The organism is Chitinophagales bacterium, from assembly GCA_020636535.1.
Classification (GTDB): domain Bacteria; phylum Bacteroidota; class Bacteroidia; order Chitinophagales; family JADIYW01; genus JADJSS01.
The window spans coordinates 451,541-468,524 of sequence record JACJXT010000011.1 but is presented as its reverse complement, the minus strand read 5'-3'; the positions used below and the strand labels follow the sequence as shown (position 1 = coordinate 468,524).

The window sequence follows — 16,984 nt, the reverse complement described above, 5'->3', positions numbered from 1 at the left end:
TTCTTGAGATACTGAATCAATACAACATGACGAGAAAGTGGTTATTTTTTAGACATAAGAGTTAAGATATAGACCTTAGACCTTACGGCTTTTTGTTTTTCTATCTGTTTTTAAACCTGACAGGTTCAAGAACCTGTCAGGTTTGTTTTTACCTGCCAAGTTTGTACACCCAGCAGGTTGTTATTTATTTTTTTTCTCAGCTGTGCTGGCAACAAAAATCGTTATTAATCTACCTTATCAACATTTAAAATTGCATTTATTACTGTTGATGTAGATGGTGCAAGGGAACTGGTATAACGTAACTGTAGGTTGGTGCCTGCAGTTAAATAAACAATAACAGAACCACTTGTTGATATATCTCTTCTGACAGCACCAACTGTTTCTTGTCTAGCACAGAATCGATTTGCTAAGGCTGTACCTGCTGTAGCATCCCACAATGTCATACAAACTGCATTTTGTGTAACCGGATTATCAGGATAATATACCATTGAAGCCGAAACTCTATAATATCCATCTTCACTTATAGTAATCTGATTTCCCGGAACATCAGTAGATACTGCTACACCCTGATCTACAGGGGCTGCATTTAGGTTTACTACTGTTGAAGAACCAGCAGGACCTGCAACAGCTAAATTGTTTGCTCTCATTTCAGCAAAACTTTTTTGTGGTGCTATACTCACGGTATTACCCCCAGAGATAGTAAGACTATCTGTAGCGGGGTCGTAGCTAAGGGTTTGTGGGGTAGATGAGCCGGAGCCGCCACCGCAGTCGATGCGGTGTACTTCTAGGAAAGTTCTGCTTGCGCTAATTAGTACAGATTGAGTGTTGTTAGACCAAAGGCTCACAACATCACCTGCTGACAAGTATTGATAGGTGGTAATATTGTGAGCAGTTGAATTTGTTGTGTTTGGATATGTTTCATTCTCAAAAGCCACTTCTACTCCATTCACTACAACCCTAGCCCCTACATTGTAGGAATTTGCTGATACATTTCTGGCTGCACTCATTTGCCCAACAATCTGATACCAACCATCTACATCTATTGTAATACCACTTGCATTAGATGTTAAACCTCCTTCATTATATATAGGGGTTGTATTAAAATGAGTATATGCAGCCGATGTAGCATTGTTTTGGTCAGAAGCACCCTCTATACGGATGTGGCTGCATGGCTCACTTGCCACATACAAGGTATCTGTGCCGGTGGATGTGCCTGAGCCGGAGCCGCAGTCTATGCGGGCAACAGATAACCATGCCTCTGTTAAATCACAAGAACAACTTCCCCATATTTCAATTACATCTCCTACGCTTAACGGCATCGTTGCAAACAAGTTATGCGCATTGCCATTACCCATTACAATATTTGAAGTTGCCTGGCGAGCCACAGATGTTCCGTTAACATAGATATTTGATCCGAAACTTCCTGAACCAGATGCGGTTCTTACTGAATTAAGATACCCGCTGATCTCATATATACCTTCTTCTGTAATTGTTATTCCGGTAGCTGAAACTGTTACACCACCAATGTTATGATCTGTAACTGTTAGATTATTATATCGTGTATTTGATGTAATTGCTTGTGTTGTTGTGCCAGAAATTCTAGCAGTATTGCACGCTTCCCCAGCCACATACAAGGTATCTGTGCCGGTGGATGAGCCGGAGCCGGAGCCGCAGTCTTGTTGTGTTACAAATAATTGAGCATCTAATATTCTAAATGTAGAGCTTGCACTTTTTGTTACAATTAAATCTAAAGATACAACATCCCCTACCGCAAGATTAGCTAAATAAGAAACATTACCTGTGTTTCCATTAGCATTTGCATTAGTGAAGTTGGTTTGGCTCAGAGCTACTTGTGTACCATTTACCATTATGAGCGGAGTCATATTAACAGCTGCATTTGCTGTAACCACTTGCCCTCTTACCATAGCATCTAACACATATACACCTGCCTGTGTTATGGTAATAGTACCTGCCGTAGCATTATCGGTAACATTATCATTTAAAACTACGTTATCATAGCTTGTAATGGTAATACTATGAGGTCCTGCTCCTGTTAAATCTTGATCGGTTGTTTTAACTAATTCTCCATTGGCACAATTTGTAGGTGCCACATACAAGGTATCTGTGCCAGTGGATGTGCCAGAGCCGCCTCCGCAGTCGAAACCAAAGCCTTGTAAGTAGATGGCCGCTACACCCGATACCGGTGTACAATTGTTGGTAAATTCAAAACTATAATCAAATTCATTTCCTGCTGTTAGTGGAACAATTATTGTATTCATTTGATAATCATTCCCACCACTTCCCTGAGCAGCCCGCACCTGCAGTAATCCATTTACGTGAATCTGGGTTTGAGCTGAACCACCACAATTTTCAGTAGCACCACCATAAATGCGAAGAATTGCATAGCTTGCACCTGAAGGCACTGTTGTTAATGCGTCTAAATCTACTGTAGTAGTAGCCACATCCCCCCCCCCGTTAGTACTATTAACAGAGTTTACTGTTATTTCTGAGCTTAGGTATTCCAGAGTATTACAATCGTCTACCGTACAGTTGCTACACTCGCTAAGGTTAACGGTGGTTTGGGCGTTTAGCTGCCCCATGCTAATAAATATTAGTAGCAACATTGCTACTTTGACATTGGCTCTAAATGAGAGATCCTTCGCTACACTCAGCATAACCAATAGTATGCTGTTTTTTAAATGTGTTAGTAATTGTTTCATATTTTTTATTTGTTTATTTTATTAGTATTGAGATTTTGTGTACTGCGTACCGCCTAATATGATATGACTTGACGAAATTGCTTCGTTAGATGCACAATGTTCTGTACTTGAGAGCTTCTTCGCTACGCTCAGAATAACGACACAATAGAGTTGCCCTCTTTTAGTTACTTGTTCTTGTAGTGATAATAAATAGCAATAAACCGTACCTGCTATTCTTGTTTCAAAGAAACGGAAAGTTCTTTCTGTTAGTTGTTGTAGTTTTTTCATATAAGTTCTTCTTTACACCTAAGGGGTTATTCTGTTTCGTAGACTTATATGCGATACATTATAACTTATGCTGATTTATAAATTACAATATTAGACAAAGTTAACAGCTATTATTGAATATATTGATTTCAGTTTTTTGCAAATAATTACAGGAAAAATTTAGTGGTGAGTTGGGGACTCTTCGCTTTGCTCAGAGTGACGGAAGATGTGTGAATTGGAAGATGTTTCGTTCGTGCCTCACTCAACATGACGGAATGTGTATAAACTGGGGACTCTTCGCTATGCTTAGGGTAGACGGAATAGAGTAAGGCAATTCTTTGCGTTGAGTTGTTGCTGGACTAATGGGGATCCTTCGCTTTGCTCAGGATGACGGATATATTGCTCAGGATGACGGATGAGAGAGATCCTTCGGTCGTTCCTCTCTCAGGATGACGGATGATGTATAATGACTTACAACAGTTGGGGGACTCTTCGCTGTTGCTCAGGATGACGATGGGTTGGGTTGGAGATGCTTCGTTGTTGCTCAGGATAACGGATTGTTTATTGGGCAGAGTATGATGTTGACTGGGTATGGAGCAATGCCGAGTTGGGATCCTTCGCTGTTGCTCAGGATGACGATGGGTTGGGTTGGAGATGCTTCGTTATCACTCAGCATGACGGATGAGAGAGATCCTTCGGTCGTTCCTCTCTCAGGATGACGGATATATTGCTCAGGATGACGGATGATGTATAATGACTTACAACAGTTGGGGACTCTTCGCTGCATTACATTTCACTCAGAGTGACGGGGGAGGGTGATGTTAAATGCAGTCTTGGATGTTATGCCATAAATCTTTCCATTGTGGGTTTATTGAGTTAATCAACTGTTCTTTATAAATTCTTTTCTTACCTTTTAAATATTGTTCTCTATTAATAGCTTCTTCTATAGATGTAAAAAACTCATAGTATATAATTTTGTTTAGATTGTACTTTGCTGAAAAACTGTTGTTGTACTTTTTTGTTTTGTGTTCGTAAATTCTGTTTACTAAATTGGAGGTAACTCCGATGTACAATGTTGTGTTATGTTGATTGCTGAGTATGTAGATATATCCTCCTTTTGTCATGCTATTTAGACGAGAAAATGTAGTAATTTCCATAAATATTTTTGAACCGTCATATTGAGCGAGGCACGAGCGAAGTATCTCTAATTAAATTTGGGAACACTTTGAGAGATGTTTCGTTCGTGCCTCACTCAACATGACGGAATGTGTATAAACTGGGGACTCTTCGCTATCGCTCAGTGTGGACGGAATAAAGTAAGGGATTCTTCGCATTGAGTTTCTGCTATACGGTTTGGGGATTCTTCGCGTTGCTCAGAATGGAATGCATTTGTAAGTTGGAAACTCTTCATTACATTTCGCACATATGATTTACAATTATTCGTCATGTTGATTGAGGTACGAGAAAAACATCTCTATTAGACAGGAGACTCTTCGCTTTGCTCAGAGTAGACGAGGGATACTTTGCAATTATTCGTCATGTTGATTGAGGTACGAAGTATCTCTTTATGAAAGTTGGGGACTCTTCGTTGCATTACATTTCACTCAGAGTGGACGGATGAGAGAGATCCTTCGGTCGTTCCTCTCTCAGGATGACGGATTGTTTATTGGGCAGAGTATGATGTTGACTGGGTATGGAGCAATGCCGAGTTGGGGATTCTTCGCTGTTGCTCAGGATGACGATGGGTTGGGTTGGAGATGCTTCGTTGTTGCTCAGGATGACGGGTTGTTTATTGGGCAGAGTATGATGTTGACTGGGTATGGAGCAATGCCGAGTTGGGGATGCTTCGTTATCTCTCAGCATGACGATGGGTTGGGTTGGAGATCCTTCGCTATCGCTCAGGATGACGATGGGTTGGGTGGGAGATGCTTCGTTATCACTCAGCATGACGGGTATATTGCTCAGGATGACGGGTATATTGCTCAGTGTGAAGGATTGCTGGTTGGATAGAGCATTGTATTAATAATATCAATTAGGTTTTCGTAGAGTATTATTTCACTATCTAGGATAATGTTACTATAGCTTTTTTGTAGAAAGTGTGTTTTAGATATTTTTTTTTCATAATTGTTTTTATCTAGCAATATCAATTCTTCAATAAATTGTTTTGGTCGGTTGTATTTCTTTCCTTTCAAATATCTAGACCGATAGACTCTTAGCGTACCTATTACTTTAGATGCTTCAGTGTATTTTTGTTTATATAAAAGGTATAAAATCTTTATAATTATTAAGGAAAAATTGAATTCGCTTTTGTCGTGGTATAAATTAGTAGAACTGTTAATTAGCGTAAAGACATTTTGGTTAAATGGTTCATTCTTTTTTATGCTTTGATAAAAATCGAGATAAAATAGGTGTAAGTTCCACATTTCTATAACTCTTTCTGGCAGTGCATTGTATAGTTTATGATTAATCACTTTATTATATACTAGTTTTGCTTGTGTAAGATTATCTAGATTAAGCTCTAGTTTAAAATTTATTTCGTTAATCAAAAACCAATTGTAACCTAGCATTTTACCATTTATACTATTGATGTATGTTTTACATTGATTAAAGTTTTTAAGTTGAAAATGCATTCGAACAATAAAATAATTGACAATAGCTGTATATGATTGTTTGACTAATGATTCTGACTTGTTTAATATTTTTAAAGTTTCAAAGCAGACGGCCATGCATTCTTTATAGTTTGCAAAATATTCGTAATAAATAATCTTAGCCATCATTGCATAAGATTTTGATAAATTGGATTTTGCTTTTACAATGATTTCATTTAATACTGGCAATTTTGTTAATAATAATTTTGTATTAGGTTTGGGACTACCAGCTAGTACATTTACTTCATTAAACAAAATGAATGCATTGGTTTCTTCTAAGTAAAGCTGATTGTAGTTATTATAGTTTTTTATTTCTTTAGCTAGTGATTTATAATCTCCGTTTAATGTATAATAATTGATTAGCTTTAAGCTATATTCTGATAATATGTAGTTAAGTTTGTATTTTTTTATAGTATTTATATTATCTAATATAATTTCTTTTACTAAATTATTATTGCCTCCATATTTTTGAATAATATCAACTTGGAACATGGTTTTAATTCCTTCGAAATATGTCTTTTGAATATTGTTTTTAAAGTCTACATTGGCAACATCTACAAAAAAAAGTGTATTTAAAAGTTTCCTCTTAAATCTAAATTTAAATTGCCTGTATTTATTTATATTTTCTTTATTTATTTTTCCATATAAAAAAGCTATTGCTTCGTCTGTATTTTTTATATCGTTATTTGCAATTGCTGCATAAAAATTACCATATACATTTTCTGTTGTTGATAAAATTAATTTATCTAAAATTTCACTTTTATGAAATTTCTTATTTTCTAATACTTTAACTAAATCAAATACAAGATCCATAATGCATCACCAATATAATAAAAAAGAAAAACAAAGTATGACTTATTTTTTTAATATAAATTGCAGCACACTTATCTCTTGAACTTAGTATCAATAAAAACAATACAAATACATAAAAAACCAAGTATTATAATTATATTGATTTATATTAACACAAAGAACTTATTATCAATAACTTAAAGAATTAATAACAACATTAATTCTCTTATAAAATCATTGTATTTAATTACAAGGAACAATAATGTATTTTAAATTAGGTGTAATTTTTTACTATAAACTGAAATGACACTCAAGTTTGACACGATATTGAGTTAATTAATTGATTATCAACAATAGTGTTATTGGATTGGCTCACTACAAATTGGATTTTATAGTGTTAGTTTGTCTTTTGGAATGATGGGTTGTAATGGCATTAAACCTATTGAGACCGTTGCAAAAGGTGAAATTTTTGTTTTTTATTTATTATATTCATTAGTTTATATTTGTTATATTTTAATTTGTTTGTTTTATTGGCTTATTTTGTTATTTTTTATCTTTTTTGATTGATTTTTGTTTGTTTAGTACTCTTTTTTTTTACTTTTCTTCGCTTTTTTATGCTTTGGACATAAGTATCCCTGGACTTCTGTATAAATTATATGCTATGGCTTCCATTATGTTTTGTGTGTGCATCTTGGCTATGCCTCTGTATCTTGCTATACCGCCGTTAAACCATCTTTTTATACTGCCAAAAGTGCGTTCTATTTTATATCTGGTTTTGCTTATTAGTTTGTTATAATCTGTTTGGGCTTGTGTTAATGCTTTATTTTTAGTTGCTTTTTTTAATATGTTATTTTTTAATCCTAATGTCTTTAACAATTCATTATTCTTCTCTGATTGATAACCTTTGTCTGCTTTTACTGCTATGTCTTTTGGTAAGTCTGCTGTTTTTAATACCGTTTCTAGATTACTAATTTCATTTACACTTGCTTTGGTGGTTAATACGCCTAATACTAATCCTTCGTTGTCTGTTACATAGTGTTTCTTATAGCCATATTTTAGTTGTTTGCCTCTCTTTATCCATGCTGCTTCTATGTCTACACTTGTACTGTATTTTTTTTCTACCGTCTTTGTTGGTACTTCTTGTGATTGCTCTTGTTGTTGTTGTTGTGCTTCAAGCTCATAATTACTTTTTCCTTTGGGTTTTAATGGTGTTTCTACTATACTGGCATCTACTATAGCTCCTGTCTTTACTAGTATTTGATGTTGTTCTAATTGTTTGTTTATGCTTTTTAATAATTCATCATATGCTCCTGCTCCTGTCATTGCTGTTCTAAATCTGCTTATGGTACTATGGTCTGGTGAGGTTTGGTCTATGGTTAATTCTAAGAAAGAACTAAAGGAGAGGCTGTCATTTATTCTGTCTTCTACTTCGTAATCACTTAGTCCGTACCATGTTTGTAGTAAACAGATTTTGAATAATAACAATCCATCATAACTTGGCTTGCCTGTTGCACTTGTGCCTTTGGTGTAATACTTATCTATTTCTGTACTAATTTGTTGCCAATCTATTAACTGGTTAATTTGTGTAAAGAAAACTTGTTTAACTTTCTTTACGCGTGTATCGCATATACTGTCTGCTAATGTGAGTGGCTTATTTATTTTCATAACTCTAATATACTAAATTATAGTATAACTACTAGCATTATTCTATATTATTTTTTATCACTGCCTTGCAACGGTCTTCTATTGCTCTTTGAAGTGCAATTTCGTTTTCTGTTGGTCTTGAACGCACATAGATTTGCTCTTTATTGTGTTGTAACAAGCTTACTTGCATTTTATTTAGCGTAGTTCTTAGCGTATTCTCTGTGAGTTTTAGTCCGCTTTTATTGGTTCTTTGTAGTGTGTAGTTTAATAGTGTATAAGCGATATAGCATAAACAAATATGTCCTTTAATTCGTTTGTCTGTCCAATGAAACATGGGTCTTATTTCTAAGTGTGCTTTAAAGGTTCTAAAGGTGTGTTCTATTTTATAAAGTTGTTTGTATTGTTCTAATACTTGTGTTGCTGTAAGGGTTTTGTTGTTGGTGCTAATAGCCAAAATGCCATCGTACTTTGCATCGTTTATTAGTTTTTGTTCATTCAGTTCATAGCTGCCTTTTGGGTTTTGTTGTATATAAAACCTACTTGCTTTTTTGGTAATTAGAGCTGTATTTTTTAATAGTATTTTAGCTGTAGCTTCTTTGTCTTCTCTATCTTGTTTGTCTTTTTTTGCTCGTTTTTGGCTGTGTGTTACGATGATTGTTTTACCATCGTGTTCTACGGTTTTATATGTAATTACAATGGCTTCGCCAGTTGTATCATGGTATATCCATTGTTTGGTAAAAGAAGCTAAATCGGTAAGCTCGGTTTGTAATGTTTTAGGTAAACTTTTGATGCGTTCGCCAAGTATAAATTCGTAGCCATTGTTTTTGGTAATTTCGATGTTATGTTTCGATAACATACCTCTATCTGCTACCATAATTATTTTTTCTATTTGATATTGTTTTTTTAAATCGATTAATGCTTTTTCAAAAGTATGTCCTTCGTAGGTATTGCCTTCAAAAATTTGATAACCAATCGGATTTTTATCAGTATCTATGAGCATACAAAACAAGATTTGTGTGTTTCCTATTTTGCCATCTTTACTAAATCCTTTTTGCCTAAGTTTGCCTTGTTGTTCTACTTCACTTTCAAAATACAAAGTGGTTACATCATAAAATACAACATCCAATTTTTGATTAAATAAATCTCTGCCTGTTTGAAAAATTTGTTGTTGAATGAGCGATTGATTGTCGGCTAATTTATCTAAAGTTCGATACAAGTGATGTAGCGAAACAGTAGGCAAATTAAGATATTCCGACTGATGTAGATAATTTTGATGTTTGCTACACGGATCTTGTAATCGCTCTAAAAGCATCAACAAAACAGCATCTGAAAAATTAAATTGTAGTTTGTTTTTTGAGGATATTCTGCGAAACACATCTTGCAAACCATAATGCTGTAATACTTTTTGGTAGAGGTATTGATAGCCATAATTGTATCTGCCTAATTCTAACAAATCGCCAGTTAGCAATGCCTTTACTTCGCCACCACCTAACTCAAATAATTGGATACCGATGGCTCGCAATTGGGCTGGTTTATAATCTTCTACTTTGCCAAGTGTGTGTAATATTTTGTGCTTTGATTTGCCCTCATCATTTCGATAGCTTTCTAAGATACGCAAATACGTGCCTGATGATTTTTTCTCTATCCGCAAAAATGACATACTGCAAAAATAGAGCGAATAAACTAATTATAAAAGCAACCAAAAAAAAATCGGCTCACTACAAATTTGAAAAAATAAAAACAAAACTCAATAAAATAAGGCGTTCTCAGTCATATTTTATGAAAAGGTGTCAAACTCGAGAATCATTGTATTTAATTACAAGGAACAATAATGTATTTTAAATTAGGTGTAATTTTTTACTATAAACTGAAATGACACTTATAATTAGTTTTAATTAATATTGTACCCAAGAGTTCTTATTAAAAAAATCTCAATTCTGAGTTTTTTTATTCTGTTAGGACGGCTTCTGTTTAATACAGAAGCCGTTTTTATTTATCCCTGTTAAAAATCGAGTATTTTATAAGTATCGCCACATTGGTAAAGATAGATAGTATTTGTTGGTTTGTGCTTGAATGTAATAAACACTTCTTGTTGCCAATCGTTTGTAAGTTTTATTTTATACAACGCATTTTCTCCATCTAATGCTCCCCTTGTCTTCTTTTCCACCACCATTTTCCGCAGCAAGGCAATGTCATACGAATAGTGGTATTGTTAACTGCTTCTACCATTGGACAATCATCGATGTTAATAATGTTATAATTGAGAATAGTATACATTTTTTTGAATACATTAATATCTCTTTTAATAAACAATGTTTTTTCTTTTATCTGCCATTTATCAAAATAAGGTACATTTTTATCTTCATTAATATCCCAAATTGGACAACCTAGTATATACTAACTACTTGCTAAAATGATATACTTTTTATCTGGTTGGTATGGAAATGTTGCTATTGTGTTGTCTATTACTTTTTGTGCAATTTGCCAGCTTCTTGCATTTCTAATGGATAATAAAATGCTACACCCAAATAGTACCACAAATATAAAGTACATGACTTTTCTGTCGAGCTGATTTGCAATCAATAAAATTAATAACAAAGCAAAAGGTGCTGATAAATAGTTGTATCTATCGTCTTCTATTGGAATGATAGATAATATTTGTAAACCAATTGTAGTTGATGTTGCAATTAAGAAAAATACTAAAACTGTTAATATTAATTGAGCTTCTTTCTTCTTTTTAATACATGCAAAGTATGCTACAATAAGTACAAGAATACATATTAAAATAAATACTATATTATACTGATTATAAAGTACATTGTATACTTTATAGATGTAATCCATATTCCAATACTCAATAAATGCACCAAAATCAAATAAATTTTTAACTACAATTTGCGTGATTCTAGCAATTGTAAATCTAAAATGGGTTTCTGTTCCGTAATGACCAATAGGTGTATTTAATTTAATTTTATTGAGGAGCAGATACAATGTTATAATCAATAATGGAATTACTACAAAAACAAAATAATATTTTCGTTTATTATCCTTTGGATAAAGAAAGATGATGATAGTTGCTAAAATTGGAAATATAAATGCATATTCTAAAGAAAAAACTGAAAGCAAATAAATCACAATAAAAATGATTATATTATATTTTTTAAACTCACTTACTAAACTGTTTAATAAAATATTAAGCGACATGAATATAAAAATCATCGTGTAGATGTAGTAAACTGCTACCTGATTTAAAACGACTTCGGTATTATATGGTGATACTAAAAATAATAAACTAGTTAAAATTGAAATAGTCCTAGCATTTTTCATGCTATATATTTTCAAATAGGTATTTATAAAATAAAAAATATTCAAGGTTAAAAATGCATGCCCTGATACTTTTATTAAATACCAAGCAATTCCATGATTGCCTAATACCTTATATAAAGCATATTGTACTATATGATAGACATAACGCACACTTAAATCTAAGTGTAAATTGAGCATTTGAGAAAGTGTTCTATTTTTTGCATGGTATACATAATTGATAGCATCGAAACTCCAACCTGCATCCCAACCTTTCAGATAAACTAAGAAAGCAATTATCCAGAAAAAACCATATAGTTTTAAATATGGTAAGTAGCGATTAAGAATTGGTTTGTCCTTTAACATCGAAAGCATCTCTTAAGCCGTTGCCTAATAAATTGAAAGCCAACACTAGTGTCATAATACAAAAACCTGGTGCTAGTGCTAAAAATGCTTTATTAGAAGTTAGGTAATGATAGTTTTCATTGAGCATTGTTCCCCAAGATGGTGTTGGTGGTTTTATACCAATGCCTACAAAACTTAAACCTGCTTCTATAAGTATTGCTGCTGCAAAATCGGACGCTGCAATAACCAAAATTGGTCCAATTATATTAGGTAAAATATGTTTGAAAATAATGCTAAAGGTGCTATATCCTAAGCTTTTAGCAGCACTTACATATTCCATTTCTCTAACGCCAAGTACTTGACCACGAACTACTCTTGCTACACTTACCCACATAGATAAACCTACTGCAATGAAGATAGCTAAGAACGAATTGATTTTATCGCCTATTGCAAAACGAATTGCCATTGCTAAAAGTATAGTTGGTATTGACCATACTACATTAATTAACCACATGATGACTTCGTCTACCCAACCTCTAAAATATCCTGCAACTGCACCCATAAAAATTCCTATTGTCATAGATATTAGCACTGCAATTAATCCTACGGAAAGTGATACTCTTACTCCAAATAATAATCTACTTAAAATATCTCTTCCATAATTATCTGTTCCTAAAATATATTTTTTACTAATTATTTGTTTGTTTTTTATTGTATTTTGTAGTGTTGCTATGCTTTCTGTTTTACTTCCACTAGCAGTGTTAAATGACATCTCATTATTGCCTACTTGTTTGATATTTGCATTGTTGCTTAGTTCATAAACAATATCTGGTAAATCGAATATTTTTTCTTCTGGACTTCTCTCCTCTCCAGCATAAACTTTTGCTACCAAAGCAGTATCTGTCATTTTGTACGCTGTAATAGGTACCATTTTATAATTGTTTGGCTTACCGTTGGCTAATTGTTTAAAGAAGTTGGTTTTAGCTGCTGGTGCATTTTTTCGTACCAACAACATTTGTATTTTAAATCCTGGCGACTGATTTGCTAACTCTAAGACTTGGTCGTCTGCATCTGGTGTTTTATCTGGTGCAATGAATGGTGCAAAAATAGCTAGAAAAATAGCTATAATAATTATTAGCAAACTAAACATTGCTGGCTTATTGCGTTTAAGTCGCTTCCAAGTTTTTTTTAATGGAGATTCAATATTTGCTGTACTCATAGGTGTATATCAATACAAATATAGTGTTTTAACTTAATTATAGAGAATACAAACTATATATCAACTAAAACTAAATTAATAATTTTAATTAATGCTTTTATTTTACTCGTAAGCTACATGAAATTTTTGTAATTATTACAAATTAGATTAAACCCAAATTACACATTAGGTATTTTTTATACCATGAGTTCCACACATGGTTACTCAAATTGAAGTATTTCATACTTCTTGTTCTAAATAGGTAGTGCGTAGTACTTCAACTTTATTAGCACTAACTTTTAAGTTGTAAAGCATGACATAGCTACGCAACCTTAAAAATAAACATATTGAAAACCTATTTTTCCTAATGCGTAATTTGGGTTTAATACCATTTACTATAATAAAATAGTCTAATCTAAAATTAGGAACTAGTATTACAATGTAAATACTTTTCTGAATTTATTTCAGAATCTTTTACAAGAGTAGATTCCGAAACAAGTTCGGAAAGATTGGACAAATTTATTTTGAGTAATGGTTTAACAACTATCTTTTATTAATATATTTTATTTTTCCACTTTGTATTGAACTAGATCCTGAAATAAATTCAGTACAAGAAGTATTTAAGGACAATTTATTTTAATTTTCTTCCTTTCCAGTTGTAAGGTAATATGTTTCCAAAAAATCCAACAAAAAAGACATATATTATATGTAGGCATTCCATTATAACAAAACGATGCATTAATTTTTCTTTCTGAAAGAATGATGTTGCTTTTTTAAGTAGCAAGTAATCAACTACTGTTTTAGATATCCATTGAAATAATATAAGTAGTACAAAAAATAATACTTGATAAAAAAATATTAATCCGTTTAAACTTTTTTTATTGCTATAAAAAATCATTTCAACAATAAAATAAATAGTAATTATATAATTAATCACTATACTTACAGAAAATAAAAAAGCCGTTAGTAGTATTAGCGTAATTCTTTTATCTTGATAGTCGCCCGATTTTGATGTCCACCGAAAGCGTTGTTGCAAAAAACTACTTAGTGTTGGTTGTACTGCTGTAGTTACCATTGCATCTAATGATTTTAAATAGGCAACTTTTCCGTTAAATTGTTTTGCAATTTTATAAATAAGCAACATATCATCGCCAGAAGCTGTATAATTGATGCCTTCATAACCATTCACTGCCTCGAAACTTTTTTTAGTAAATGCAAAATTAGCACCGTTTGCCATATTGTACATTTTTGCTTGTAAACTAGCTGCTGTAATGATTTGCATGCCACAAAAATCTAATGCTTGAAACTGCTGTCCTATATTTTTTTCGTTGCACAACAACACTGGTGCAGCAATAGCTTCCATCTTCTTTTCATTATAAAACTGCACTATTGTTTTTATCCAATTTTTACTTGGAGCGACATCGGCATCTGTAGTAATAATGAGTTCGGCATTGCTTAATGCAATTGCTTTTTCTATAGCTGTTTTTTTATGAGCTACTATTTTTTCATCTGTACAAAGTTCTTTCAATCGATATAAATGTAAATTGATAGTTTGATGTGCTGCTTTAAATTGATCGACTAGTTGATAAGTTGCATCTTCTGAATCATCATCAATAACAAAAATTTCTACTACAGCTAAATTATAGCTTTGTTGTATGATATTTTTTAATAGTGTAAGAATATTTTCTGCTTCGTTTCTTGCAGGAATAATTATCGCTACTGTAGTATTGTAGTTTTCATTTTCAGCATGAAAGAAAGGAATTTGCTTCCAATGTTTCATATAATTGACCTGTATCAATACATATAATATTGTTAGCACAATTGAAAATATCAACCAATAAATCACGCTTAAAAATAAAGAAATATAATTTAGTGTGCTGCTTTAAATTGATTTAGAAATCGAATATCATTTTCTGAGAATAATCTTAAATCATTAATTTGATATTTCAACATGGTAATTCTTTCTATACCCATACCAAATGCAAAGCCACTGTATTCGTTAGCATCGATATTACAATTTTCTAAAACGGCAGGATCTACCATACCACAACCTAAAATTTCTACCCAACCTGTATATTTACAAACATTGCAACCTTTACTATTACAAATAAAACAAGATACATCTACTTCTGCAGATGGTTCAGTAAATGGAAAATAAGACGGTCGCAATCTAATTTGTGTATTTTGACCAAACATTTCTTTTACAAAATAATCTAAGCTTTGTAGTAAGTCGGCAAAAGAAACATTTTTATCAATATATAATCCTTCTACTTGATGAAAAAAACAATGAGCTCTAGCAGAAATGGTTTCATTTCTAAATACTCTTCCTGGTGCAATAATTCTAATTGGTGGTTTTTGCTGTTCCATGGTTCTAATTTGTACCGAAGAAGTATGCGTTCTTAGCAAAATAGCTGGATCTAAAGAAATGTAGAAGGTATCTTGCATATCTCTTGCTGGATGATCTTCTGGCATATTGAGTGCTGTAAAATTATGCCAATCGTCTTCAATTTCTCGGTCAACTGCTACAGAATAACCAATTCTAGCAAAAATTTCTACAATTTGATTTTTTACTAATTGTATTGGATGTCTTGCACCTAATGGCAATGGTGTTCCATTTAAAGATAAATCTAATTGTGATTTAGTATTAACTGTTTCATTACTAGCTATCGTATCTTTTAATGTATTGTATTTTTCGCTGGCTGCGTCTTTCACTGCATTTACCAACTGACCAAATTCTTTTTTTCTTTCATTTGGAACAACTTTAATTTGACCAAAAATATCTTTTAGTACATTTTTGCTTCCTAGAAATTTAATTCTAAATTGTTCTAATGCTTCAGCCGATTCTATTATAGTATTTTCTACTTCTTGATGCAATGCTTGAACTTGTTCAAAGATATCCATGCATCAAAAATAAAAAAAGGCACTTAAATAAGCACCTTTTTTTATACCATGTTATTATTAATTTTTAAAATTTCAAATCATCAAGTGTAAGTACTTGTTGTTTTCTAACTTCTCCTTTATAATCTTTAATGCTTACAGTTATAGTAACTGGACTAGCTTTCCAATCTATATCAATTACACCATAATTGTATCGATTAAAAATTTCTCCAACTCTAAAATCACTTGGATAAGGTTCTTCTTCGTAATGTGTTAAACCACTAGAAGTGAAATCCCACAAAGGATAAACGCCTGGTCTTTCTTGTTTGTTGAAATCGGCAAAATGTACATCACCACTTAAAAAGAAAATACCTTCTGCACGAGTCTCTTGAATAAGGTCATACATTCTTTGTTGTTCTAGAGGAAATACAGACCATGCTTCGCCACCGTTATAAGATGCACTAAACTGTAAGCTAGACATTATAATTCTAATTTTAGCTGGTTTTAATAATTCAGATTTTAACCAAGTCCATTGTGTTTCTCCCATCATGCCTTTTCCTGGTGTCATAATAGTATCATAACCACCTAATGCTGCTGCTGGTCCTGCTGCTTTGTATGGATCATGATTCCATCTTAAATCCAACATAATTACTTGCACTTTATGAGCATCATCTCCGTAGTAATATGTGCCATATATTCCACCATCTGGATTATGTCTTCTTGGCGACTCAATAGGAATTTGCCACCACTGGAAAAATAAGTTTTTAGCTGCTGCTTTTACTGGATTATTTTTAACGCCATCATTTTCACCAAAATCATGGTCGTCCCAAGTAGCAATAGTTGGAATAGTACTATAAAATTTACTCACTCTTGCATCGTTCCACATCATTTCATAACTGCTTTCAATATAGTCTTTTGTTCCTGGTGCTAATGCAAAGAAATCGCCATAAATATTATCGCCACCAGCAATATGTAAATCAGGACTATCTGCTAACATTGTTGTAAAAATTTCTTTAAACTGAACAAATTGATGCGAACAAGAACCAAAAGTTATCTTGCTAATTGCATTGTAATTGTCGCTATCATTTTTGTCTTTTTTACAGGATACTACTAGTATTGTAGCCAAAAACAAATAGGTAAATATTTTTTTCATAAGATTAAATAATTAAAAGATGATTAAAGTTCACTTATTTTTCATCAAAAATACACAT

13 protein-coding genes are annotated in these 16,984 nt (G+C 32.7%); all 13 read right to left on the bottom strand.

What is annotated here, in order from left to right:
• Nucleotides 1-224 precede the first annotated feature (224 nt).
• Nucleotides 225-2,720 carry a hypothetical protein gene (locus H6553_02430; protein MCB9032672.1) on the bottom strand — a complete coding sequence of 832 codons (2,496 nt, stop codon included), beginning with the start codon at nucleotides 2,718-2,720 and terminating at the stop codon, nucleotides 225-227.
• A 21-nt stretch (nucleotides 2,721-2,741) separates the two neighbouring features.
• Nucleotides 2,742-2,987 carry a hypothetical protein gene (locus H6553_02425; protein MCB9032671.1) on the bottom strand — a complete coding sequence of 82 codons (246 nt, stop codon included), beginning with the start codon at nucleotides 2,985-2,987 and terminating at the stop codon, nucleotides 2,742-2,744.
• A gap of 800 nt (nucleotides 2,988-3,787) precedes the next feature.
• Entirely contained in the window at nucleotides 3,788-4,090 is a 303-nt protein-coding gene (locus H6553_02420; GenBank protein ID MCB9032670.1) for a GIY-YIG nuclease family protein, read from the bottom strand.
• A gap of 858 nt (nucleotides 4,091-4,948) precedes the next feature.
• Complete coding sequence (locus tag H6553_02415) at nucleotides 4,949-6,427, bottom strand: hypothetical protein (protein MCB9032669.1); 1,479 nt, start codon at nucleotides 6,425-6,427, stop codon at nucleotides 4,949-4,951.
• A 591-nt stretch (nucleotides 6,428-7,018) separates the two neighbouring features.
• Nucleotides 7,019-8,071: an IS5 family transposase gene (locus H6553_02410; protein MCB9032668.1), complete on the bottom strand. Its 1,053-nt coding sequence runs from the start codon at nucleotides 8,069-8,071 to the stop codon at nucleotides 7,019-7,021.
• Nucleotides 8,072-8,108: 37 nt separating this feature from the next.
• A complete protein-coding gene (locus H6553_02405; GenBank protein MCB9032667.1) occupies nucleotides 8,109-9,710 on the bottom strand; it encodes an IS1634 family transposase in 1,602 nt (533 codons plus the stop codon).
• Between the two features lie 342 nt (nucleotides 9,711-10,052).
• Entirely contained in the window at nucleotides 10,053-10,217 is a 165-nt protein-coding gene (locus tag H6553_02400; protein ID MCB9032666.1) for a hypothetical protein, read from the bottom strand.
• Complete coding sequence (locus H6553_02395; protein MCB9032665.1) at nucleotides 10,190-10,327, bottom strand: hypothetical protein; 138 nt, start codon at nucleotides 10,325-10,327, stop codon at nucleotides 10,190-10,192. The genes H6553_02400 and H6553_02395 overlap by 28 nt, the downstream gene beginning before the upstream one ends.
• 120 nt (nucleotides 10,328-10,447) lie before the next feature.
• Nucleotides 10,448-11,719, bottom strand: a complete 1,272-nt coding sequence (locus tag H6553_02390) for a hypothetical protein (GenBank protein MCB9032664.1) — start codon at nucleotides 11,717-11,719, stop codon at nucleotides 10,448-10,450.
• Nucleotides 11,694-12,917 (bottom strand): ABC transporter permease, encoded by a 1,224-nt coding sequence (locus H6553_02385; GenBank protein ID MCB9032663.1) that lies wholly within the window; start codon nucleotides 12,915-12,917, stop codon nucleotides 11,694-11,696. Before H6553_02385 ends, H6553_02390 begins: the two co-directional genes overlap by 26 nt.
• A 610-nt stretch (nucleotides 12,918-13,527) precedes the next feature.
• On the bottom strand, nucleotides 13,528-14,676 hold the full coding sequence (locus H6553_02380) for a glycosyltransferase (protein MCB9032662.1): 1,149 nt from the start codon (nucleotides 14,674-14,676) through the stop codon (nucleotides 13,528-13,530).
• Between the two features lie 89 nt (nucleotides 14,677-14,765).
• On the bottom strand, nucleotides 14,766-15,797 hold the full coding sequence (gene pheS / locus H6553_02375) for a phenylalanine--tRNA ligase subunit alpha (GenBank protein ID MCB9032661.1): 1,032 nt from the start codon (nucleotides 15,795-15,797) through the stop codon (nucleotides 14,766-14,768).
• 64 nt (nucleotides 15,798-15,861) lie between these two features.
• A complete protein-coding gene (locus H6553_02370) occupies nucleotides 15,862-16,926 on the bottom strand; it encodes an alkaline phosphatase family protein (protein ID MCB9032660.1) in 1,065 nt (354 codons plus the stop codon).
• Nucleotides 16,927-16,984 lie beyond the last annotated feature (58 nt).